Annotated in this window: 19 protein-coding genes and 2 tRNA genes; 4 read left to right on the top strand and 17 right to left on the bottom strand. The window is 72.8% G+C overall.

Annotation, left to right across the window (positions count from 1 at the left end; genetic code table 11):
* Positions 1 to 115: 115 nt before the first annotated feature.
* A complete protein-coding gene (gabT, locus tag ACFI33_RS04925) occupies positions 116 to 1,438 on the top strand; it encodes a 4-aminobutyrate--2-oxoglutarate transaminase (protein ID WP_095354175.1) in 1,323 nt (440 codons plus the stop codon).
* Positions 1,439 to 1,519: 81 nt separating this feature from the next.
* Here the strand turns inward: gabT and ACFI33_RS04920 are convergent, their stop codons facing one another.
* On the bottom strand, positions 1,520 to 1,831 hold the full coding sequence (locus ACFI33_RS04920; RefSeq protein ID WP_036316962.1) for a hypothetical protein: 312 nt from the start codon (positions 1,829 to 1,831) through the stop codon (positions 1,520 to 1,522).
* A 192-nt stretch (positions 1,832 to 2,023) separates the two neighbouring features.
* Between ACFI33_RS04920 and ACFI33_RS04915 the strand changes: the two genes are divergently transcribed.
* On the top strand, positions 2,024 to 3,457 hold the full coding sequence (locus tag ACFI33_RS04915) for an APC family permease (RefSeq protein WP_073115388.1): 1,434 nt from the start codon (positions 2,024 to 2,026) through the stop codon (positions 3,455 to 3,457).
* Positions 3,458 to 3,538: 81 nt separating this feature from the next.
* Here ACFI33_RS04915 and ACFI33_RS04910 read toward each other — a convergent pair whose 3' ends face one another.
* Genes ACFI33_RS04910 through ACFI33_RS04900 form a run of 3 tightly spaced genes read right to left on the bottom strand, consistent with a single transcriptional unit; the run spans position 3,539 to position 8,141 of the window.
* Positions 3,539 to 4,924, bottom strand: a complete 1,386-nt coding sequence (locus tag ACFI33_RS04910; protein ID WP_462623786.1) for an NAD-dependent succinate-semialdehyde dehydrogenase — start codon at positions 4,922 to 4,924, stop codon at positions 3,539 to 3,541.
* Positions 4,921 to 6,582, bottom strand: coding sequence for an APC family permease (locus tag ACFI33_RS04905; protein WP_462623785.1), 1,662 nt, complete (start codon positions 6,580 to 6,582; stop codon positions 4,921 to 4,923). The genes ACFI33_RS04910 and ACFI33_RS04905 overlap by 4 nt, the downstream gene beginning before the upstream one ends.
* A gap of 26 nt (positions 6,583 to 6,608) precedes the next feature.
* Positions 6,609 to 8,141, bottom strand: coding sequence for a flavin monoamine oxidase family protein (locus tag ACFI33_RS04900; RefSeq protein WP_041103003.1), 1,533 nt, complete (start codon positions 8,139 to 8,141; stop codon positions 6,609 to 6,611).
* Between the two features lie 161 nt (positions 8,142 to 8,302).
* Here ACFI33_RS04900 and ACFI33_RS04895 point away from each other — a divergent pair, with 161 nt between their 5' ends.
* Complete coding sequence (locus tag ACFI33_RS04895; RefSeq protein ID WP_036381598.1) at positions 8,303 to 8,995, top strand: TetR/AcrR family transcriptional regulator; 693 nt, start codon at positions 8,303 to 8,305, stop codon at positions 8,993 to 8,995.
* A gap of 96 nt (positions 8,996 to 9,091) precedes the next feature.
* Here ACFI33_RS04895 and ACFI33_RS04890 read toward each other — a convergent pair whose 3' ends face one another.
* Both ACFI33_RS04890 and ACFI33_RS04885 read right to left on the bottom strand, forming a co-directional pair.
* Positions 9,092 to 10,171 carry a hypothetical protein gene (locus ACFI33_RS04890; RefSeq protein WP_049145450.1) on the bottom strand — a complete coding sequence of 360 codons (1,080 nt, stop codon included), beginning with the start codon at positions 10,169 to 10,171 and terminating at the stop codon, positions 9,092 to 9,094.
* Positions 10,172 to 10,471: 300 nt separating this feature from the next.
* Positions 10,472 to 10,544, bottom strand: a tRNA-Ala gene (locus ACFI33_RS04885).
* Between the two features lie 169 nt (positions 10,545 to 10,713).
* On the opposite strand from ACFI33_RS04885, the gene ACFI33_RS04880 reads away from it, so the two are divergent.
* Entirely contained in the window at positions 10,714 to 11,844 is a 1,131-nt protein-coding gene (locus ACFI33_RS04880) for an oxidoreductase (RefSeq protein ID WP_135101373.1), read from the top strand.
* Between the two features lie 86 nt (positions 11,845 to 11,930).
* Here the strand turns inward: ACFI33_RS04880 and ACFI33_RS04875 are convergent.
* The 11 genes from ACFI33_RS04875 to ACFI33_RS04825 all read right to left on the bottom strand — a co-directional run bounded on the left by ACFI33_RS04875 (position 11,931) and on the right by ACFI33_RS04825 (position 22,645).
* Positions 11,931 to 12,006: transfer RNA gene (locus ACFI33_RS04875), tRNA-Ala, on the bottom strand.
* Positions 12,007 to 12,127: 121 nt separating this feature from the next.
* Complete coding sequence (locus ACFI33_RS04870) at positions 12,128 to 12,793, bottom strand: histidine phosphatase family protein (RefSeq protein WP_336575087.1); 666 nt, start codon at positions 12,791 to 12,793, stop codon at positions 12,128 to 12,130.
* Positions 12,794 to 12,806: 13 nt separating this feature from the next.
* Positions 12,807 to 13,232: a ribosome silencing factor gene (rsfS, locus tag ACFI33_RS04865; RefSeq protein ID WP_002853902.1), complete on the bottom strand. Its 426-nt coding sequence runs from the start codon at positions 13,230 to 13,232 to the stop codon at positions 12,807 to 12,809.
* Positions 13,229 to 13,876 (bottom strand): nicotinate-nucleotide adenylyltransferase, encoded by a 648-nt coding sequence (nadD, locus tag ACFI33_RS04860; RefSeq protein ID WP_207476295.1) that lies wholly within the window; start codon positions 13,874 to 13,876, stop codon positions 13,229 to 13,231. Before nadD ends, rsfS begins: the two co-directional genes overlap by 4 nt.
* A 74-nt stretch (positions 13,877 to 13,950) precedes the next feature.
* Positions 13,951 to 14,172, bottom strand: coding sequence for a hypothetical protein (locus ACFI33_RS04855; RefSeq protein WP_462623784.1), 222 nt, complete (start codon positions 14,170 to 14,172; stop codon positions 13,951 to 13,953).
* 79 nt (positions 14,173 to 14,251) lie between these two features.
* On the bottom strand, positions 14,252 to 15,601 hold the full coding sequence (locus tag ACFI33_RS04850; RefSeq protein ID WP_336575083.1) for a glutamate-5-semialdehyde dehydrogenase: 1,350 nt from the start codon (positions 15,599 to 15,601) through the stop codon (positions 14,252 to 14,254).
* 73 nt (positions 15,602 to 15,674) lie between these two features.
* Complete coding sequence (gene proB, locus ACFI33_RS04845; protein WP_049145121.1) at positions 15,675 to 16,880, bottom strand: glutamate 5-kinase; 1,206 nt, start codon at positions 16,878 to 16,880, stop codon at positions 15,675 to 15,677.
* Between the two features lie 3 nt (positions 16,881 to 16,883).
* Entirely contained in the window at positions 16,884 to 18,431 is a 1,548-nt protein-coding gene (gene obgE, locus ACFI33_RS04840) for a GTPase ObgE (RefSeq protein ID WP_462623783.1), read from the bottom strand.
* A gap of 169 nt (positions 18,432 to 18,600) precedes the next feature.
* The gene (gene rpmA / locus ACFI33_RS04835; protein ID WP_002853915.1) at positions 18,601 to 18,858 is read right to left on the bottom strand and encodes a 50S ribosomal protein L27; all 258 of its coding nucleotides are present in this window, start codon (positions 18,856 to 18,858) and stop codon (positions 18,601 to 18,603) included.
* Between the two features lie 51 nt (positions 18,859 to 18,909).
* Positions 18,910 to 19,215, bottom strand: coding sequence for a 50S ribosomal protein L21 (rplU, locus tag ACFI33_RS04830; protein ID WP_002853919.1), 306 nt, complete (start codon positions 19,213 to 19,215; stop codon positions 18,910 to 18,912).
* 232 nt (positions 19,216 to 19,447) lie between these two features.
* Positions 19,448 to 22,645: an Rne/Rng family ribonuclease gene (locus tag ACFI33_RS04825; RefSeq protein ID WP_462623782.1), complete on the bottom strand. Its 3,198-nt coding sequence runs from the start codon at positions 22,643 to 22,645 to the stop codon at positions 19,448 to 19,450.
* Between the last annotated feature and the right edge of the window lie 288 nt (positions 22,646 to 22,933).

Here is a 22,933-nt window from a genome sequence, read left to right as displayed (position 1 = left end):
ATCACTGGACGGCATGGACCCGACGCCCCACCATGGGAGGACGCGGCCCGACGCGTCGTCGTCGTGCCCACCCGTCGTCCCCGCTCCCCGTGAGCCGTTCCCAGGAGGCATCCCCATGACCGCCACCCCCGACCTCGAGCAGACCCGCCACCTGGCCACCGAGCTGCCCGGCCCTCGCTCCCGTGAGCTCGCCGAGCGCCAGAAGGGCGCCGTCCCAGCCGGCGTGGCCACCACGATGCCGGTGTACGCGGCCCGCGCCGCGGGCGGCATCCTTGAGGACGTGGACGGCAACCGCCTGATCGATCTGGCCTCCGGCATCGCCGTCACCTCCGTGGGCGCCTCCCACCCGCGCGTCGTGGCCGCCGTCCAGGAGCAGGTCGCGCAGTTCACCCACACCTCGTTCATGATCACCCCCTACGAGGGCTACGTGGCCGTGGCCGAGCAGCTGGACCGCACCTGCCCGATCCCCGGCGAGACCCGCACCGCCCTGTTCAACTCCGGCGCCGAGGCCGTGGAGAACGCCGTCAAGGTGGCCCGCGCCTACACCGGCAGGCAGGCCGTGGCCGCGTTCGACCACGCCTATCACGGCCGCACCACCCTGACGATGGCGCTGACCGCCAAGTCCATGCCCTACAAGCACAGCTTCGGACCGTTCGCCCCCGAGGTCTACCGCGTGCCCGGCTCCTACCCGCTGCGGGACGGCCTGTCCGGCGCCGAGGCCGCGCAGCGCGCCATCTCCGCGCTGGAGAAGCAGATCGGTGCCGACAACCTGGCCGCCGTGATCATGGAGCCGATCCAGGGCGAGGGCGGCTTCATCGTCCCGGCCGAGGGCTTCCTGCCGGCCGTGGTCGAGTGGTGCAAGGCCAACGACGTCCTGTTCATCGCGGACGAGGTCCAGTCCGGCATCGCCCGCACCGGCGCCTGGTTCGCCTCCGAGACCGAGGGCATCGAGCCGGACCTGATGGCGACCGCCAAGGGCATCGCCGGCGGCATGCCGCTCTCCGGCGTCACCGGCCGCGCCGAGGTGATGGACTCCGTGCACCCGGGCGGCCTCGGGGGCACCTACGGCGGCAACCCCGTCGCCACGGCGGCGGCGCTCGCCGTGTTCGAGGCCGTCGAGGAGGACGGTCTCCTGGAGAAGGCCCGCCGGATCGAGCAGGTCATCCGCGAGCACTTCGAGCAGAACGCCGACGACCGCATCGCCGAGGTCCGCGGCCGCGGCGCGATGATGGCGATCGAGTTCGTGGGCCCCGCCACCGGCGAGCCGGACGCGACGCTGACCGCCACCGTGGCCGCGGCCGTGCGCGCCACCGGCGTCATCCTGCTCACCTGCGGCACCTACGGCAACGTCGTACGCTTCCTGCCGCCGCTGACCATCGGTGAAGACCTCCTCAAGGAGGGCCTGAGCGAGGTCACGAAGGCGCTGCAGTCCGCCTGAGCCCCCGCCACCGGCGGACCGACGACGACGGCCCCGCATCCCTGCCCGGGATGCGGGGCCGTCCGCCTGTCGGCGGAGGACTCAGATGTCGTCCTCGTACGCGGGGCCGCCTTCGTTCTCCATGGCCTCGAGGCGCCGGGACTTCTCGGCGGTGAAGATCCGGCGGACCCCCGTGCCGCCGAACTCGTCCTCCGGGACCAGCCCGACGCCGTACTTCAGCAGGGCCTTCTCCAGACGCAGACGCTCGTCCACCCGCAGGTCGGCCAGCCCCTTCTCGAAGCGGCGCAGCTGCTCCTTCTCGAGACCGGCCGCGGTGGCCAGGGTGCGGACACTGACCTGGGCGAGAGCGCGGCCGGCGCGCGCCACGTCGAAGGTAATCGGGGTGGGGTACATCAGACATTCTCGATTCTGCAGTTCTCGACGGGGATCCGGTCCATGATGGCCACGCCCCGGATGAAGGGACAAGGGCGCGCCAGCCTAGAACCCGCTGTGTGACAGGCGCGTCACTGACGGAGACGGCCCCGGCCGACGATCGGGGAGAATATGGCGGTCATCACTTCCCCACCCCCCGAGAAAGGGGGCTCCATGAGCCACGTGACCTCCTCCCCGCCCGCGACAGGGCCGGGTCTCAAGAAGACCCTCTCGTCGCTCGACGCCTACGCCATGGGCTTCGGCGCCATGATCGGCTTCGGCTGGGTCGTCCTCGTGGGCGGCTGGCTCAAGGACGCCGGCACCATGGGCTCGATCATCGCGATCGTCTCCGGCGGCCTGATCATGACCGTCGTCGCGCTGGTGTACGCCGAGCTCGTCGCAGCGATCCCGAAGGCCGGCGGCGAGCATCACTACCTGCTGCGTGGCATGGGCGCGCGGTGGAGCTTCCTCGGTTCGTGGGGCATCACGGGCGGCTACATCTCGATCGTCGCGTTCGAGGCCGTCGCCCTCCCCCGCACCGCCGCGTACATCTGGCCCGAGATCGAGTCGATCCCGCTGTGGAACGCCTTCGGCTCGGACGTCTACCTCGTCTGGGCGCTGGTCGGCGCCGGGGCCGCCGTGGTCATCACCTGGATCAACTACATCGGCGTCAAACTGGCCGGCATCGTGCAGACGATCGTCGTCGCCACGCTGCTCGTCATCGGCGCTCTCCTGGTGTTCGGGGCCGGAACGGGTGGCTCCGTCGCGAACTTCGAGCCCCTCTTCACGGACGCCCGGGGCCTCTTCACGGTGATGGTCGTCGTGCCGTTCCTCTTCGTGGGCTTCGACGTCATCCCGCAGTCGGCCGAGGAGCTCAACATGCCCCCTCGCCGCATGGGCGTGATGATCATCGTCTCGGTGGCCGCCGCGACCCTCTGGTACATCATGGTGATCCTGACGAACGCGTCCTCGATGCCCCGTGAGCAGCTCGTGAACTCCGACCTCGTGACGGCTGACGCCATGGCGGCCCTGTTCCACAGCCCGGCCATGGCCAACGTGCTGCTCGTGGGCGGCATGGCCGGCATCCTCACCTCCTGGATCGCCCTGCTCATGGGCGCGGCTCGCCTGCTCTACGCGATGGGCGTCTCGGGCATGCTGCCCCGCTGGTTCGGACACATCCACCCGAAGTACCGGACCCCGTCGAACGCGGTGCTGTTCATCGGCGTGCTCTCCATCGCGGCGCCGTTCTTCGGCGCGGGCGCCCTGGGCTGGTTCGTCGACTCCGGATCCCCGTCCATCGTGTTCACCTACATGATGGTCTGCGTCGTGTTCCTGCTCCTGCGCCGCCGCGAGCCGGAGATGGACCGCCCCTTCCGCGCGGGCGGCGCGACCGCCGGGCGAGTGCTGGGCGTGACCGGTGTGATCCTCACTGCGGGGCTGCTCAGCCTCTACATTCCGGGGATGCCCGCCTCCATCGCCCCGATGGCCTATGCCTTCTTCGGCCTGTGGTGGCTGCTCGGCTTCGTTTTCCTGTTCCGCATCCCGCGCGGGATCACCCCGGGCGAGGACGCAGAGGAGCGTCTGCTGGAACGTCTGGCGCGTCGCTGACCCACTGCTCCCGCCTCGCCGGGGGACGCGGACGGGCCCGCCTCCGGTCACCGGAGGCGGGCCCGTCGTCGTCGTGGGGTGTCAGTCCTGGACGAAGTACGTCTGCTTGTTGACGAACTCGTCCATGCCGAGCGGGCCGAGCTCGCGGCCGAAGCCGGAGCGCTTGACGCCGCCGAAGGGGATCTCCGTCCCCTCGCCCGCCGGCGTGTTGACGTTGGCCATGCCGACCTCGAGCTGCCGGGCGATCCGCTCGGCCTGGGCCTCGTCCTGGGAGAACACGGCGCCGCCCAGGCCGTACTGGGAGTCGTTGGCGAGGGCGAGCGCCTCGTCCGCGGACTCCACCTTGTAGACGACTGCGACGGGGCCGAAGAGCTCCTCGCGGTAGGCGTCCATCTCGGAGGTGACGCCCGTGATCACGGCCGGGGCGAAGCGGGCGCCCGCCTCGTCCGTGACGGTCCCACCGACATGGACGGTCGCCCCCTGCTGCCGGGCCCGCTCCACCTGCTCGGCCAGGCGCTCGGCGGCACCGCGCGAGGACAGCGGGGTGAACACCGTCGGGTCCTCGTCGGCGGCCTCCCCGGGCTTCATGGCCTCGGCCAGGGACACCAGCTCGGCCACGAAGGCGTCGTGGATGTCCGCCGTGACGATCATGCGCTTGTTGGAGTTGCAGGCCTGGCCCATGTTGTACATGCGGGTCGCCCACGCGGTGCGGGCGGCCTCGGCCGGGTCCTCGGCGTCGAGCACGATGTACGGGTCCGACCCGCCGAGCTCGAGGACGGCCTTCTTGAGGTGCTGGCCCGCGAGCGCGCCGATCACGGAGCCGGCCCGCTCGGAGCCGGTCAGGGACACGCCGGCCACGCGCGGGTCGGCGATGAACTCGGCGATCTGGTCGTGCGTGGCGAAGACGTTGGTGTACACGCCGGCCGGCACGCCGGCGTCGTCCATGATCTGCTGCACGGCCAGGGCCGAGCGGGGGCAGATCTCGGCGTGCTTGAGCACGATCGCGTTGCCGAGCATGAGGTTCGGCGCGGCGAAACGGGCGATCTGGTAGTACGGGAAGTTCCAGGGCATGACCCCCAGCAGCACACCCAGGGGCAGGTGGCGGATCATGGCGCGGCCGCCCCCGTAGGTCTCGATGGGGCGGTCCGCGGCGAGGGTGGGGCCCTTGTCCGCGAAGTAGCCGAAGATGGCCGAGCTGAACTCCGCCTCCTCGACGCCCTCGGTCACGCGCTTGCCCATCTCGGTGGCGATGATCTGCGCGAGCTCGTCCTTGCGCTCCTCGAAGAGGTCCGCGACCTTCTGCACGATGGTGGCGCGCTCCTCGATGGGGCGGGCGGCCCACGCACGCTGGGCGGTCTCGGCGGCGGCCAGCAGCTGGTCGACCTCACCGTCGGCGAGGGTCGGGAAGGTCTCCACGACCTGGTCGGTGCTGGGGTCCTGCACGCGATAGCCGGTGGGGGTGCTCATGAGTGGGTCCTCTCGTTCGGGTCCCGGACCACGGCAGTGCCGTCGTCGTCCGGACGGATGATCGGGATGGGTCGGGTCGAGTCCGTCTGCGGCAGGGTCTCGCCACGGAAGTAGGCCGGGTGGCGCAGCCGCGTCCACATCATCAGTACCACGCCGATAGCCAGCACGCCCATGCCCAGGATGAACACGGTGCCGACACCGAACACGGACGAGCCGGAGCCGTAGTCGGGGTCGGTGGAGTCCAGCGCGGTCACGCAGAACATCACCAGCAGCACGAGGCCGCCGATCAGCGGGAACAGGAAGGTGGTGAGGGCGTTGCCCACCGAGGTGAACCACTCGCGGCGGAAGTACCAGACGCAGGCCAGGGCGGTGATGCCGTAGTAGAAGCAGATCATCAGGCCCAGGGCGGTGATGGTGTCCCACAGGGCGTTCTCGGAGAGCAGCCGCGTGACGACGTAGAAGAGGCCGGCGAAGCCCGCGCACACCCAGGTCGCGAAGGCCGGGCTGTTGAACCGGGGGCTCAGCTCGGCGAAGCGCGCGGGCACGGCCCGGTAGAAGCCCATCGCCAACAGGGTGCGGGCCGGGGAGACCATGGTGGACTGCAGGGAGGCCAGGGAGCTGACGAGGATCGCGCTGGACATGATCACGGCGAAGGGGCCCAGGATCGGACCGGCGAGGACCGCGAAGATCGACTCCTGGTTCTCCGGATTGCCCGCGCCCAGGCCCTCGGAGCCGATGCCCGCCCAGGAGATCACGGCCAGGGCGGACAGGATGTAGACGGCGATGATGACGAACACGGTGACGGCGGCGGCCCGGCCGGGGGTGCGCTCGGGGTCCTTGGTCTCCTCGTTCATCGTGAGGGTCACGTCCCAGCCCCAGAACAGGAAGATGGACAGGGAGACGCCGGCCGCGACCACACTGAAGTCGCCCGCGGTGAACGGGTTGAACCAGTCCAGCTGCACCGGGGTGGGGTCGAAGCCCGCGCCACGGGAGGACTGCGTCAGGGCGGCGACCGCGAACGCACCGAGGGCCAGGATCTGGAAGGCCACCAGGATGTACTGCAGGTGCTTGGTGGTCTCCATGCCGCGGTGCGAGATCCATCCGGCCAGGGCCAGGTACACCAGGGTCAGGGGGATGTTGACCCACAGGTTGCCGGCCAGGTCCGCGATGGCCTGGCTCCCGGTGATCTGGGCGAGCAGCAGGAACGTGAAGTCGACGGCGACGGCCGCCAGGTTGGACAGCACGATCACGGAGGCGGCGATGAGCCCCCAGCCGCCCATCCACCCGACATACGGCCCGAAGGCGTGCGTGGCCCAGGTGAACGACGTGCCGGAGTCCGGCACCCGCGTGTTCAGCGCCCGGTAGCCGAGGGCCACCAGGAGCATCGGGATGAAGCCGAGCAGCAGGATCGCGGGCACGTGGGTGCCGACGGTGCTGATGGTCGGCCCGAGGCCCGAGGTCAACGTGTAGGCGGGGGCGACGACGGAGACGCCGATCACCACCGCCCCGAGCAGGCCGACCTTGCCGGCCTGGAGCCCCTTGTTGCTCACCCCGCCCGGGTTGAGCAGGTTGACCTGCTCGATGGCGGAGGTGGTCGGGTACACGTGCTCGTGTCCCTCATTGTCGACGACGCGGCGTCGTGGGGTGGATGCGCTCATGAGGATGTCCTTGTCCGTCGGGCCGGTCAGCCGGTGGGCTGCCCCGCGTCGGTGGCTTCCCGCTCGGCGATGGCCAGGGCGGCGGCCTCGCCCATGCGGATCGCGCCGTCCACGTGCTGGTAGCCCTCGGCTGCGATGTCCGAGCACGCGTAGTGGATGGGACCGGTCGGGCGGTTCTGGAGGTGGCCCCAGCGGGAGAGCCCGCCGAGGTCGTAGCTGGTGGCGTAGGCGCCTCGGGTCCACTCCTCGGCGGCCATGTCCGAGAGGAAGAACGCGATCGGCTCGAGGGTCCGGGGGCCGAGGTACTCGGCCATGGCGCCGAGGATCGCGGCCTTGCGCTCCTCCTCCGGCAGGGCCCACATCTGCTCCGCGTACACGTCGGACACGAAGCCGACGAGGGTGCCGTGCGGGTCCTCCTTGCCCGGGGCGCCACCGGCCAGGTTCTCGCCGCGGTTGGTGTTGTCATAGATCTCCTGGACGAGACGGCCCCCACCGAAGCACGTGCCGGACAGGCCCTCCTCGCGCCAGAACGGGGTCTCGTACACGGCGTGCACCTTGATGACCAGGCCCATGGAGATGTGCTGGTGCGCGATCTGCTGCTCGCGCGGCATCGGCGGCTCGAAGGAGATGCGGCTGTAGAGGTTCGGCGGGACGGCCAGGACCGCGTAGCGGGCGTGCACCTCGTAGTCGTCAGTGAGCGCCACGACGTCGCCGGCGGCGCCGTCGTGCGCCACGCCGTTGCGCACGTCTGCGGCCACACCGTTCTTCTCGTCCGCGGTGGACGGGTCCGGCTCGGCCCAGCGCAGGGTGCGCACCGGCTGGCCGAGGACGACGTCGTCGCCCAGCTCGGCGGCCATGGCCAGGGACACGGACTGCATGCCGCCCTCGACGCGCTTGTCCAGGATGAAGTCCTCGTCCACCAGGTTGCGGAACGACCCCGCCGAGGCGGACATGAGCAGCGCCTGGAGCAGGGAGAAGGTGTGGGAGGGCTTGGTCAGCATGCCGGAGGCGATGTAGATGGAGACGTTGTCGATGGCCTCCGGGTCGTCGGACTGCTGCTCCAGCCAGTGCCGGAAGGAGATCTTGTCCAGCTCGGCGGCCCGCGGGTGCTCCCACGGGGCGGCGGCGTCGATCTCGGCGGTCAGTTCGTCGATCTTGGCGATCAGGCGATCCATCTCCCGGTCCGTCTTCTCGGCCACCGGGAAGTCGAGGCCGTCGTAGACGTGGCGTTCTCCGCGCGGGTCCACGTAGACGTTGCGACCGTCGCGGAAGCGGGAGAACGTCGGCAGGCCGAGCTCCTCCACCAGGGAGATGAGGCGGGTCTGGTCCGGGGAGATCCACTGGCCGCCGATCTCGATGAAGTGGTCCTTGCCGTCGGCGCCCTCGACCAGGCCGTTCCAGGTGCGGCCGCCGACGCGCCGGCGAGCCTCCAGGACGGTGACGGACAGGCCCTGGGCCTTCGCGGTGCGGGCGGCCATGAGGCCGGCCGGGCCGGCGCCGATCACGACGACGTCGCTCGTCCGGCGCTCGCGGCCGGCGGTGGCGGGGGCGGTGGTCATGGGGTGCTCCTCTGGCGGGGACGGGGCATCGGGCGGGGCCCGGGTGAATGCCGTTCATTTAGAGTGTCGGCGCTCACTGTACGGGCCGCGCGCCGGGAAGGGAAGGCTGGTCCGTAGCCGGCCTGACACCTCCTGCCCGTCCGACGGGTCAGAATGGCCGGATGGACGAGACCACTGAACCGCCCCGGGCGCGCCGCCGCCGCGGACGACCTCTCTCCCCCGCTCTGAGCCGCGAAGCGATCGCGGACGCGGCGCTCGCGGTCGCCCGCACCGAGGGATACGAAGGGCTCACCATGGCGGCGGTCGGCCGTCGCCTGGGCGTGGCGCCGAGCGCGCTCTACAACCACATCAGCGGCAAGCATGAGCTGCTCGTCCTGCTGCAGGACGCCGTGATGGGCGAGGTCTCGCTCGTCGAGCTGGAGGCCGCGATCCGGGGCGAGGTGCCCGTCGTCGCCGCCCTGCGGGCGTGGGCGCGCTCCTACCGCGACGTCTTCGCGGCCCATCCGCCGCTGATCCCGCTCATCGCGACCCTGCCGATCGAGGGAGCCCCGTCGACGCAGCGGGTCTACGAGACGGTGTGCGCGGTGCTGGCCCGGACCGGTCTGGCGCCGGAGCAGGTGCTGGCCCGGGTGATCGCGCTCGAGTCGTTCATCTACGGGTCTGCGTACGACGTCGACGCTCCGGCCGACATCTTCGAGGTGGCGGGGGCGCAGGAGCGCCTGCCCGCGCTTGGCGCGGCCGCCGAGGCCTTCCGGGCGGGCGGGGGCACGCGCGCGACGGGGGCGCGGAACCCCTATGCGGACGCACCCTTCGAGGAGGGACTGGACCTGCTGCTCGCGGGCCTCGGCGACTGACCCGCGGACTGCCGGCCGCGTGTCAGGCCGGCACGGACGCGCCGCCCCTGTGTGTGAGAGGGGCGGCGCGTCGACGGGGCCGTGTGCGGCGGGCCGTCAGCGGGTCAGGCCGAGACGACGGCGGGCCGCGACCAGCACCCCCGCGGCGGCGGCGCCGAGGCCGGCCAGCCACCAGCCGGTGGACTGCCCCGTCTCGACGGTGTCCGGGGTCGTGTGCTGCTCGTCGGCGTCGTCCTCGACCGGAGCGGGCTGCTCCTCCTCGTCCTCCGGAGCCGGGGCGGCCTCGTCGCCCCGGAACGCGGCGAGCGCCGCGGCGGTGTCCGGGTCGGTCAGGTCGAGCGGCTTCCCGTTGAGAACGCCCTCCTCGGCATCGAGGAAGCCGTCGTACGCGGCGGGGATCTCCTCGCCGACATGCACGGTGACGGTCTGGACATGGGCGACGTGCTCGCTGTGGAAGTCGACGGTGAAGGTGTCTGTGCCGACGAAGCCCTCCTCGGGGATGTACCAGGCACGGAGCTGGGAGTGCTCCGAGTCACGGAACGCGAAGACCTCACCGTGGGCCGGCTCGGCCACGACCGCCGCGTAGGTGTTCTCCATCGTCGGCGCGGCGACCAGGTGGACGATCTCGGCGCCCTCCACCCCGGGTGCCAACTGCATGGCCGAGTCCCAGGCCAGGGGCCGGTCCCCGAGGTGGGCCATCTGCGGGCCGTCGACGGAGTGCACGGCCGCCCCCTGATCGTCGGCGAGGTCGGCGTCCGCCTGGAGCGTGATGCCCATGTTCAGCATCTGCCCGTCCACCTCCACGTCGTACCGCACGAGGCCTTCACCGGCCGCGCCGAGCGCGCGGCGGGTCTCCAGGACGTCCACCGCGCCGCCGTCGATGACGTCCAGGGCGGTGAACTCCACCTCCTGGCCGCCCTCCAGGCGGGTGCCGTCCTCGGCCACCGGGGTGAGCGTGAGCGTGAGGTCCTCCGGGTCGTAGCCGTCGTAGGTCTGGAAGAAGGCGGCGGTGACGTTCTCGTGGTCGACGGCCTGCAAGTAGCCGGCCTGGGGGCCATGGGCGTCGTCCCAGGCCGCGGCGGGGCCGGCGAGGGCGACGGTGGTGATGAGGCCGGCGGCGGCGACGGCGGCGGGCAGGTGACGGAGGGAGGGACGACGGGTACGGATGACGGACATGGCAGATCCTCACTGAGTCGGCCGGACAGGGGTGGCGGTCCCCGCCTCTGCAGCACCGGTGGTCCGGGCTCCACGGGTGGAGACGCCTCGAGTCTGTCCGCCGAGAGCCTGCCGTGAAAGGGCTGTGCGACGTCGATGCGTGATCGACGCTGGACCGCAACCCGGTCGTGACCGGCAGGGGTGGCCGTGCGGGGGGTGCCGTGCGGGGGGTGCCGTGCGGGGGGCGGAGCGCAGAGGGGTCACGACGGGGCCGCCACAACGACGAAGGCCCGGTCCGTGCGGACCGGGCCTTCTGACGGGTGGAGGTAAGGGGATTCGAACCCCTGACCTTCTGCATGCCATGCAGACGCGCTACCAACTGCGCCATACCCCCAGGTGGGTGGTGACTCCGTTTCCGGCGGACCGGCTGGAGCACCTGGATAGGATACCCGGCCCGCGGCAACCGCGCAAACCGGCCGAGCGGCGTCGATGGACCGCCGCGGCCCCACGGCCTAGCGTGCAGGGGACGCCCCCATGCCCGCCGCCAGACCAGGAGGTCCTGCATGCCCCCCACCGACGCACCGATCCGCACCGCCCTGATCGGCTACGGGTTCGCCGGGAAGACGTTCCACGTCCCCCTGCTCCACGCCACGGAGGGACTCGCTCTCACCCATGTCGTCTCGAGCCGCCCGGACGCGGTGCACGCGGACCTGCCGGACGTCGTCGTGGTGCCTGACGTGGACAAGCTCCTGGCTCGCCACGACGTGGACCTCGTGGTGATCGCCGCCCCGAACGACCAACACGCGCCGCTCGCGCGCACGGCCCTGAGGGCGGGTAGGCACGTGGTGGTGGACAAGCCCTTCACGCTGAGTCTCGCCGAGGCGCGGGAGCTTCGCGACCTCGCGGTCGAGACCGGGCGGGTGCTGCGGGTGTTCCAGAACCGCCGCTTCGACAGCGACTTCCTGGGCATCGCCGAGCTGGTCCGCTCCGGCCGGCTCGGGGACGTCGTCCACCTCGAGTCCCGGATCGACCGCTTCCGCCCGACCGTCCGGGACCGCTGGCGGGAAGCCGCGGTGCCCGGGGGCGGCATCTGGTTCGACCTCGGACCGCACCTGGTCGACCAGGCGCTCCTGCTCTTCGGTGTCCCCGAACGCGTAGACGCCGACCTCGCGGCCCTGCGTCCGGGCGCCCCGGTCGAGGACTGGGCGCACTGCGTGCTGCAGTACCCGGGCCGGCGCGTGGTCCTGCAGGCGTCGATGCTCGTGGCCGGCGGCAGCCCGCGCTTCGCGGTCCACGGCACGCGTGGCTCCGCGGTGAAGGAACTGCCGGATCGGCAGGAGGTTCAGCTGCGCGCTGGTCTGCTCCCCGGCGCCGAGGGCTGGGGCGTCGATCCGGACCCGATCCTCCTGCACGACGGGGAGGGGAACACCGAGCGCGTCCCCGCGCCGATCGGAGCCCAGCAGCGGTCCTACGCGGGCGTGCGCGACGCGATCCTGGGCCGCGCGAGCAGCGACGCCGCCACCCCCGACCAGGCCGTCGCCGTGATGGCGGTGCTCGAGGCCGCCGTCGCCTCGGCGCGGGAGGGCCGTGCGGTGGAACCCGCACTCACGGCGGCGGAGCGCGCAGCGTACCCCGGCGTGTCCCCCGCACCGACCGCGGCGGAGCGACATCACCGCAGTGCAGAACCGCGGTGATGTCGCGGGGCGGCGGTCGCCTCCCGGCCCCGCACGGGAGTCCGACGACGACGAAGGCCCGGTCCGTACGGACCGGGCCTTCTGACTGGTGGAGGTAAGGGGATTCGAACCCCTGACCTTCTGCATGCCATGCAGACGCGCTACCAACTGCGCCATACCCCCAGATGTGGGCGCCACCCGCGATCTTCACGCGCCGTTTCCGGCCCGTTCGCCTCGCTGGCAACTCGACCAGCGTACACGGTCCCTGCGCGGGCGCCAAATCGGCGTCCGGGCCGGGGTGCCCTCAAATGCCGTAGCCCTCGAGGGTCCAGTCGCCCCAGCCCTCGGCCCCGGTGTCGGCAGTGAACGCGCCCTGCAGCACGGCGGCACGGGCGTTGCCGATCCGCTCCATCGCCGCGAAGGCCTCGCCCTCGTGACGGAGGAGCAGCCCCGTGGCCGCGCGGATCAGCGCACCGTGGGCCACGGCGAGCAGGGTCTGGGCGCCCCCGTCGCGCGGGGTGTCCGCCCAGTGCGGGGGCACGTGGCCGCGCAGTGCGCGCAGGGCCCGTTCGCCGCCCCTGCGCAGGGTCTCCCCGCCGACGGGGCCGGCGTCGAGCGCCGGCTCGGCCCGCCAAAGGCGGTGCTCGTCCGGCCAGCGTTCCGCGATGGCACTGAGCTCCAGGCCCTCCCACTCTCCCCCGGCCAGCTCCATCAGCTCCGGGTCGACGGCCACGGACGCCGCGCCCACCCGGGCCTGGAGGACGATCTCGGCCGTGCGCCGCGCCCGGGCCAGCGGGGAGCAGACGGCCACGAGCTCCTCCGCGACCTCGATCAGGTCGCCCACGGGGCCGCCGGCGGCGCGGCGCGCCTGGCGCTCCCCCTCGGCGTTCAGCTCGATGTCCGTGTGCCCCTGGTAGCGGTCCAGGGCGTTCCAGTCGGTCTCGCCGTGACGCAGCAGGATCAGGCGCATCTCGCGACCGCGCTCAGGAGGCGTGCGAGGCGGAGGCGCCGTCGTCCTGGGCGGCCGCGTCCGGTCGGGTGCTCTCCTCCGGCAGGCCGAGGTCGATCGCCGGGGTGTCCTTCCACAGGCGGTCCAGCGCGTAGAACTCGCGGTCCTCGCGATGCTGGACGTGCACCACGAAGTGCCCGTAGTCGAGCAGCACCCAGTGGCCGTCAGACCGGCCCTCGCGACGCAGCGGCTTGAGCTGCTCGTCCTTCAGCAGCGCCTCCTCGACACCGTCGACGATCGCGTTGACCTGACGCTCCGAGGCGCCGGAGGCGATCAGGAAGGCGTCGGTCAGGCCGAGCCGCTCGGCGACGTCGAACGCGACGATGTGCGTGCCGAGCTTGTCCGCGGCGGCGGCCGCGGCGGTGGTGAGGGCGTCCAGGGTGGTCTGGGGAACGGTCACGAGGTCTCCTCTTCCGAGACGTAGAGGTGGTGCTTGGCGATGTACTGGACGACGCCGTCCGGGACGAGATACCAGACGGGCCGGCCCCGGCGGACGCGCTCCCGGCAGTCCGTGGAGGAGATCGCCATGGCGGGGATCTCCATCAGGGACACGTCATCCCCCAGGCCCATGTCCGAGAGGTCGTGGCCGGGACGGGTGACACCGACGAAGTGCGCCAGGCCCCAGAGTTCGTCCACGTCCTTCCACGTGAGGATCTGGCCCATGGCGTCCGCGCCGGTGATGAAGAACAGCTCGGCGTCCGGGTGCAGGCGGCGCAGGTCCCGCAGCGTGTCCACGGTGTAGGTGGCGCCGGGGCGGTCGATGTCCACGCGGGAGACGGTGAACCGGGGGTTGGAGGCGGTGGCCACCACGGTCATGAGGTAGCGGTCCTCGGCCGGGGAGACCTGCCGGTCCGACTTCTGCCACGGCTGGCCCGTGGGGACGAAGACGACCTCGTCCAGCTCGAACTCGGCGGCCACCTCGGAGGCGGCCACGAGGTGCCCGTGGTGGATCGGGTCGAAGGTGCCGCCCATGATGCCGAGGCGACGACGGCGCGCGCCCCCGGCGGTGGGCGCGGGGACGGGGGTGCGGGAGGCGACGGTCATGCGCTCAGGAGACGAACGGACGGCCCGCCGCGTCGCCCCCGGCGGAGGCGGCGACGCGGCGGGCCGGTGAGACGTCAGTGACCGGAGGTGTGCGAGCCGCGGCCGGTGCCGTGGTGCTGGACGGCGGTGGTGGGCTCGGGCAGGCGCAGCGCGCGGGAGCGCATGGACATGGTGGCGGCCAGGGCGGCCATCAGCAGCGCGAAGACGAGCAGGTCGTACCAGATGGGGTCCATCGGCAGCTCGTTGACGACGTGGTGGCCCTCGGCGGCGGCCAGGATCAGGGAGGTGTTCAGCATGGATGCTCCTCGGTGCAGCGGGTCAGACGGCCGGGCCGGGGCCGGGCCGAAGGGGTCCTGGTGTCCATCGTAGCCCGGCTCAGCGGCGGATCTGCCCGTCGCCGCGCAGGATCCACTTGGTGGTCGTGAGCTCCTCCAGGCCCATGGGCCCGCGGGCGTGCATCTTCTGGGTGGAGATGCCCACTTCGGCGCCGAGGCCGAGCTCGCCGCCGTCGGTGAAGCGCGTGGACGCGTTCACGATGACGGCCGCGGCGTCCACCTCGGTGATGAACCGCTCGGCCGCGGCCAGGTCGTTCGTGACGATGGCCTCGGTGTGGCCCGTGGACCACCGGCCGATGTGCTCGATCGCCTGGTCGAGGGAGTCCACGACGCGCACGGCCATCTCCATGTCCAGGTACTCGGTGCCCCAGTCCTCCTCCGTGGCGTCCACGGCGTCCCGGGCGTGGTCGCCGCGGTCGGCGAGCGTGGGCAGCCAGGCCCGCGCGGCCTCGTCCACGTGCAGCAGCACGCCGGCACGGGTGAGGGCGCGCAGCACTTCTCGGCCCACCTCCTCCGCGTCCCGGTGGAGCAGCAGGGTCTCGGCCGCATTGCACACGGAGGTGCGGTGGGTCTTCGAGTTGAGCGCGATGTCCACCGCCATCTGCTTGGGTGCGGAGGCGTCCACGTACAGATGCACGTTGCCCTCACCCGTCTCGATCACGGGCACCCGGGCCTCGCGGACCACGCGCTGGATCAGCTCACGGCCGCCGCGCGGGACGAGGACGTCCACCGCGCCACGGGCGGCCATCAGGGCGGCGACGCCGGGACGTCCGAGATCGTCGATGCCCTGGATGATGTTGGCGTCGAAGCCCTGGTCCACGAGCGCCTCGCGCAGCACCTGGATCAGGACCGCGTTGGTGGACTCCGCGGCCGAGCCGCCGCGCAGGATCACGCCGTTGCCCGACTTCAGGGCGATGCCGGCGATGTCCACCGTGACGTTCGGACGGGCCTCGTACACGGCGCCCACGACGCCCAGGGGCACCCGCACCTGGCTCATCCGCACGCCGTTGGGCAGCGGGCCGCCGCGGACCACGGTGCCCACGGGGTCCGGCAGGCCGGCCAGGGTCTCCAGGGCGAGGGCCAGCGCCTCGACGCGCGCCTCGTCCAGCTTGAGGCGGTCCAGCATGGCCGCCGAGGTGCCGGTCTCGCGGCCGCGGCTGCGGTCCTCGCGGTTGGCCGTGATGATCGCGGCCGTGTTGGCGCGCAGCGCCTCGGCCATGTGGCGCAGGACGGCGTCCTTGCGGGCGCGGCCGGCGACGGCCAGCTCGGGCACGGCCTGACGCGCCCACTCGGCCCGCTGGCGGACGGCCTCCTCGACCTCGGGCGTCGGCGCCTCGGCGTCCTGGCGGCCGGACTGATCCTGGGGTGCGGTGCTCTCGGTGGTCTGCATGCCCCCAGCCTATCGAGCGCCCCGGACGAGGCACGAGGCCCCGGTCCGTCGCCGCGGCCGGAGCCCGTGCCGGTCAGCGCTGCGGCGGAGCCAGGCGCACCCAGTCGTCGGCGTGCACGACGACGCCGTCGTAGCCCGCGCCCAGGTCCTCGCGGAGGTCGGCGGTCGTCCGCCCGAGCATGGCGGGCAGCTGCGACGAGGAGTACTGCACGAGGCCGCGCGCCCGCACCCGGCCGTGCGCGTCCACGATCTCGACGACGTCGCCCGGCGTGAAGTCGCCCGTGCAGCCGGTGATGCCCGCGGCCAGCAGGGAGCGGCCGCGGTCGATCGCCCCGGCCACCGCGCCGTCGTCGATGACGAGCCGGCCCCGGACCTCCGCCGTGAGGCCGAGCCACGCCGCGCGCGCGGACCGGCGGCGGCCGGTGGCGGAGAACCACGTGCCCACGTCCTCCCCCGCGAACGCGGCGCCCGCGTTCGCGGCCGAGGTGAGCAGGGTCGGGATGCCGGTGGTGGCCGCGATGCCGGCCGCGTCCACCTTGGTCACCATGCCGCCCGTGCCCACGCCCGCGGAACCGGGCACGCGCACGTCGACGCCGGCCAGATCGTCGTCCGAGGTGACCTCCGGGATGCGCCGTGCGTCCGGGTTCGAGGGGTGGCCCGTGTAGAGGGCGTCCACGTCCGAGAGCAGGACCAGCAGGTCCGCCTTGCAGAGGTTGGCGGTGAGGGCCGCGAGGCGGTCGTTGTCGCCGAAGCGGATCTCGCGCGTGGCCACGGCGTCGTTCTCGTTCACGATCGGCATCACGTCGAGCGTGAGCAGCCGCGACAGGGCGCGGTGCGCGTTCGTGTACTGGGTGCGCCGCATGAGCTCCTCGGCGGTGAGGAGCACCTGCGCCACCTCCGTGTCGTGCCGGCCGAAGCTCGTGGTGTAGTGCGCCATGAGCTTGCTCTGGCCGACCGCCGCCGAGGCCTGCTGGGTGGCGGTGTCCTTGGGGCGTCGGCCCAGCCCGAGGTGGGGGAAGCCGGCCGCGATGGCGCCGGAGGACACGAGCACCACCTGGGTGCCCTTCTGCCGCTCGGCGGCGAGGACGTCCACGAGCCGGTCGATGGCCTCCACGTCCAGGCCGTCCGGGGTGGTCAGCGAGGACGAGCCGATCTTCACGACCACCCGGCGTGCGGCCTGCATCGTCTCCCGCGAGGTCACGGGGTTGGCCCGCGGGTCCTCGGAGCCGCGCGTGGCGGGGGTCGGATAGCGGGTGACGACGGTGCGCCGCACGGACATGGATCATCCCTCTCGATCGTCGGTGTCGTTCCACAGGCCGGAGCGTCGCTCGGCCTCCATCTCGGCCCGGGTCGCCGCACGGGCGGCCCGGCGGGCATCCTGCTCGGCGCGCTTCTCCGCGCGGGTCGCGCGGGTGCGCTCGTCGAGCCGCAGGTCGGTGCCACGGGGCCCGGCGAGCAGCTCGGCTCCCGCGGACAGCGTGGGCTCCCAGTCGAAGACCACGCCCGTGACGTCGTCGCCGATCACCACGGCGTCGCCCGGCCTCGCGCCCGCCTTGAACAGGCCGTCCTCGACGCCGGCCCGCTGGAGCCGGTCCGCCAGGTAGCCGATCGCCTCGTCGTTCTGGAAGTCCGTCTGGGCCACCCACCGCTCGGGCTTCTCGCCGCGCACGCGGAACAGAGGCTCGAGGTTGCGCTCCTCGCGGCGGATCGTGAATTCGGCCCGCTCGCCGCGGCGGCGATGCCGGCGCGGCACCTCGACGGGCGCGGCCGGCACGGGCTCGACCACCCGGGAACGGGCCTCCGCCACGAGCTCGGCCATGGCGTACTTGAGGGCGTCCAGGCCCTCGCGGGCCAGCGCGGAGATGTCGAAGACCCGCAGGCCGCGGCCCTCGAGCTCGTCGCGGACCATGTCCGCCATCGCGGCGCCGTCGGGCAGGTCGGTCTTGTTCAGGGCGATGAGGCGGGGCCGCTCGTTCAGCGGCACGACGCCCTCCCCGCCCTGGGAGAAGACGGGCTCCACCGCGTAGGCCTCGAGCTCGGCCTCGATGGCCTCGAAGTCGGCGATCGGGTCGCGGTCGGACTCGAGGCTGCCGCAGTCGAGGACGTGCACGAGCGCGGCGCAGCGCTCGACGTGGCGCAGGAACTCCAGGCCGAGGCCGCGGCCCTCCGAGGCACCGGGGATCAGGCCCGGGACGTCGGCCACGGTGAAGCGCACGTCGCCGGCCTGCACGACCCCGAGGTTGGGCACGAGCGTGGTGAACGGGTAGTCCGCGATCTTGGGACGGGCCGCAGACAGGGCCGCGATGAGGGAGGACTTGCCGGCCGAGGGGAAGCCCACGAGCGCGACGTCCGCCACGGTCTTGATCTCGAGCGTCAGGTCCCGGCTCTCCCCCGGCAGGCCGAGCAGCGCGAAGCCGGGCGCCTTGCGCTTCATGGAGGCCAGAGCCGCGTTGCCGAGGCCGCCCTGACCGCCGGCGGCGGCGACGTAGGTCGCACCCTCCCCCACGAGATCGGCCACGATGTTGCCCTGTTCGTCCTTGACCACCGTGCCGTCCGGCACGGGGAGCACGAGCGACTGGCCGTTCTTGCCCTCGCGATGGTCGCCCATGCCCGGCTGGCCGTTCTCGGCGGACCGGTGCGGAGCGTGGTGGTAGTCCAGCAGCGTGGTGGTCTGCGAGTCCACCACGAGGGTGATGTCGCCGCCGTCGCCGCCGTCGCCGCCGTCGGGGCCACCCAGGGGCTTGAACTTCTCGCGATGCACGGAGACGCACCCGTGCCCGCCGTTGCCGGCGGTGAGGTGGAGGACCACGCGGTCCACGAAGGCTGCCATGGGAGTGCTCCTAGGGGCTGGAGGGATCGGACTCAGACGGCCCAGGGGCCGGAGACGCCGACGGCGGGGGCGGGTCCGGTGGATGCCGGGCCCGCCCCCGCCGGGGCGTCAGGGGGTGCGGGTGTCCTCGCCGGGCGAGGGTCCGCACGCAGACCGCACGAGTGTCAGATCACTCCGCGGCGGGGACGATGTCCACGACCTTGCGGCCGCGGCGCTGGCCGAAGGCCACGGAGCCCGCGGACAGCGCGAAGAGGGTGTCGTCCTTGCCGCGGCCGACGTTGCGGCCCGGGTGGAACTTGGTGCCACGCTGGCGGACGATGATCTCGCCGGCGTTGACGTCCTCGCCGCCGTAGCGCTTGACGCCGAGGTACTGCGGGTTCGAATCGCGGCCGTTCTTCGAGGAACTGCCGGCCTTCTTATGTGCCATTGCTGTTGCCTAACCTCTCGGATGCTCGGTTTCGCTGGTGCCGGTGACGGCTCAGGCGATCCCGGTGATCTTGACCGTGGACAGCTCAGAGCGGTGGCCCTGGCGCTTCTTGTAGCCGGTCTTGTTCTTGTACTTCATGATGACGACCTTCTTGCCACGGGAGTGGGAGACGACCTCGGCGGTCACCTTCACACCGGCGGCATCGGCGCCAGCCTTGACCTCGTCCCCGTCCACCAGCATCAGAGCGGGCAGCTCGACGGAGCCACCGGTCTCAGCGGGAACGCGGTCAAGGGTAACGAGGTCTCCGACGGAAACCTTCTCCTGGCGGCCGCCAGCGCGGACAATCGCGTACACCACTTGGGACTCACTTCTCTCGACGTTTCAATGGATCAGATCGGGTTCTGCTCGCCCGCACCTCGACCGCAGCTGCGTCCGGGTCCGGCGGTCCCTCACCGGGACATGCGGGAGCGTGCGGGCGGTGAACACCGATGGTCCAGCATACTCGCTGCCGGGCGTCCGGACCAAACAGAGGCGTGTCGGCGCGTCGCCGCCGCCCGGGGCGGGCCCGGGGCGGCGGCACCGACGACGGTCAGCGGCCGCGCCGGGCCAGGTCGGCGGCCTTCACCCCGACGCCGAGCATCACCGGGGCGGCACCCTGCGGCTCGGCGGGGGTGGACGCCTCGGCCACGGCCGCCGTGAAGCGGCCGCCCTGGGCGCCGCCGGGCGCGGCCTGGACCTGGACGTGGACGCCGTCGGACGACACGGCGCGACGCGGGCGCCGGCGCGGCGATCCGGGCGCCGGGGCGGTCGGGGCCGCCTGGGCCTCGGCCGCCGCGGGCTCCGCCGTCGGCTCGGTCGCCGCAGGCTCCACCATCACGGCCTCCTCGACAGCGGCCGGGGCGGCGGGCTGCTCGTGGACCTCGGTGGCGTCCGTGGACTCCTCGGGCGAGGGCTCGGTGGTCTCCACCGGAGCCGCGTCCGTGCGGTCGGCCGCCCGCTCGGTGGACGCGTCCGCACCGGCGGCCGGACGGACGACGCCGTCGCTCGAGGCCCGGCGGGACCGGCGGCGCCGGGGCGCCGGGGCATCCTCGGCGGGCACGGGCGCCGGGGCATCCTCGGCAGGCACGGGCTCCGATGCGTCCTCGGCGGTCACGGCCGCCGAAGACTCAGCGTCCGCGGCGACGTGCCGCGACGACGCCGCGCGCTCGGCGCCCTGGTCCTCGGCGTCGGCCTCGGTCGAGGCCGCCTCGCCACCTCGGCGGGACCGCCCACGGCCACCCCGGCGACGCCGGGAGCGGCGGGGACGGTCGTCCTGCGCGTCCGCGTCCTCCGGGGACTCGGCCTCCTCGGCCTGCGCGACCGGGTCCTGGTGCTCGGGGGCCTCGGCGGCGGCCGGCTCGGCCTCCTCCTCCGTCTGACGGGGCTGATCGGCGGACTCGGCGGGGCCGTCGTCGTGTGACCGCGCGGCATCCTCAGAGCCCGCGACCTCGGCGCCGGTGTCCCCCGACTCCTCGGTGCGGCCCCGGCCGCGGCGGCGGCCCCGACGGCGCCGGCGACGCGGCGTCTCCTCCTCGTCCGCCCCGGCCGGCTGCCCGGCCTTCGCGGGCCCGGCCGACGCAGCCTCGACGGCCTCGGCCACTGAGTCCTCGGCGGCGTCCGCCGCCTGCTCGGCGGGGGCGGGCTCCTGCGCGGGGGTCTCGTCCTCGGCCACCTTGCCGGAGGCCTTCGCGATCGAGTGCAGGGCGACCCGGGCGGCCTCGGCCCGCTCACGGCGCTGCCGCTCGTCCTCGGAGTCGACGTGCTCGGCGCCCGTCGTCGTGGCCGCGGCGGCGTGGGCGTGCTCGCCCTCGCCGTTGCCCCGGCGCCGGCGACGACGGCGGCCCTCCGCTTCGCCGCGCTGCTCACCGCCGGAGCGGCCCCGCTCGACGGGGGTGTCCTTGATGATGATGCCGCGGCCGGCGCAGTGCTCGCAGGTCTCCGAGAACACCTCCACGAGCCCGGTGCCCATGCGCTTGCGCGTCATCTGGACCAGGCCGAGCGAGGTCACCTCGGCGACCTGGTGCTTCGTGCGGTCCCGGCCCAGGCACTCCACGAGACGGCGCAGCACGAGGTCGCGGTTGGCCTCGAGCACCATGTCGATGAAGTCGATGACGATGATGCCGCCGATGTCCCGCAGGCGCAGCTGCCGGACGATCTCCTCGGCGGCCTCGAGGTTGTTCTTGGTGACGGTCTCCTCGAGGTTGCCGCCGGAGCCCGTGAACTTGCCGGTGTTCACGTCCACCACGGTCATGGCCTCGGTGCGGTCGATCACGAGCGAGCCGCCGGAGGGCAGGTACACCTTGCGCTCGAGCGCCTTGTGGAGCTGCTCGTCCACGCGGTGGGTGGCGTACAGGTCCTCGCCGTCGTGGTCCTCCGGCACCCAGTGGTGCAACCGGTCCAGCAGGTGCGGGGCCACGTAGGTCACGTAGGCCTCGATGTTGTCCCACGTGGCCTCGCCCTGCACGAGCATGGCGGAGAAGTCCTCGTTGAAGACGTCGCGGACCGTCTTGATGGTCAGGTCCGGCTCGGCGTAGAGCAGCTCGGGGGCGAGCACCTTGGTGCCGGACGCCTTCTCCTGGATGCCCTCCCACTGGGCGCGCAGACGGTTGATGTCGTTCTGCAGCTCCTGCTCGGAGGTGCCCTCGGCCGCGGTGCGCACGATCACGCCGGCGTCCTGCGGCAGGTGGTCCTTGAGGATCTTCTTCAGACGCGAGCGCTCCACGTCCGGCAGCTTGCGGGAGATGCCGGTCATCGAGCCTCCCGGCACGTACACGAGGTAGCGGCCGGGCAGGGAGACCTGGCTGGTCAGACGGGCGCCCTTGTGGCCCACCGGGTCCTTGGTGACCTGGACGAGCACGGTGTCGCCGGACTTGAGCGCGTTCTCGATCTTCCTCGGCTTGCCGTCCAGCTGGGCGGCGTCCCAGTTGACCTCGCCCGCGTAGAGCACGGCGTTGCGTCCGCGGCCGATGTCCACGAACGCGGCCTCCATGGACGGCAGCACGTTCTGGACCTTGCCCAGGTACACGTTGCCGATCATCGAGTCCTGCGTGGTGTGCGAGACGAAGTGCTCGGCCAGCACGCCGTCCTCGAGCACGGCGATCTGGATGCGCTGGTCGCGCTGGCGCACCAGCATCTTGCGGTCCACGGCCTCGCGGCGGGCCAGGAACTCGGCCTCGGTGATCACGGTGCGGCGACGCCCGCCCGAGCGGGAGTCGCGGCGGCGCTGGCGCTTCGCCTCGAGCCGGGTGGAGCCCTTGACGCTCTGGACGGTGTCCGAGGCGGTGCCGACGGCCTGGCGCGGCGCGCGCACGCGGGTGACGGTGTGCTCGGGATCGCCGGCCTCGCCGCCGTCGAGCTCCATGTCCACCTCGCCGCGGCGGCGTCGGCGGCGCCGCCGGGAGACCACGGCGCCCTCGGCCCGGTCCTCGGCGTCCGACGACGCGGCTGCGGCACCCTCCTCCGCGTGGCCGCCCTCGCGGGAGGGGCGACGACGGCGCGGACGCCCGGAGGTCCCCGGGTCGTCCTCGTCCTCGGAGCGCTGCCGGGACGTGGTCTCGGTGCGCAGGACCTCGATCAGGTTCGCCGGCACGGCGAACGGGTCGGTCGGGTCGACCTGCAGCGTCGGCGCGCTCGGCTCCTCGGCCGGGTCCGCGGCGGCGGTGTCCGCCGCGGTCTGCGTCACGGCCTGCCCGGCCGTCTCCTCCGCGCGTTCGTCTGCGCGGGTCGTGTCCTCGTTGTTGGCCGCCATGGCAGCACCTCCCGCCGACCGACGACGCCACACTCGCCGCCGCCCGGCGTGTCCGCGTCCGCCGCCGGCCGCGTTGCCCCGGGCGCCGTGCGCCACGGGTGCGCCGGGAGGCGGACTCCGAGAAGTCATCGGGTGGACCGCGTCGACCGTCAGGGGCCGGCGCGGAACCGCTGCGCCCTCGAGATCGGGGCCTGGGCGTCACGTGCCGTCCGCCGGCCGGCGCACGGACGCACACGGGCGGGGCCCGGCGTCCACCTCCCGCACGATGCTCGACGCGGGGGCGCCTCG

It is taken from the genome of Micrococcus sp. PSi08 (assembly GCF_054960655.1).
This window is presented reverse-complemented; position numbering and strand designations above follow the sequence as displayed.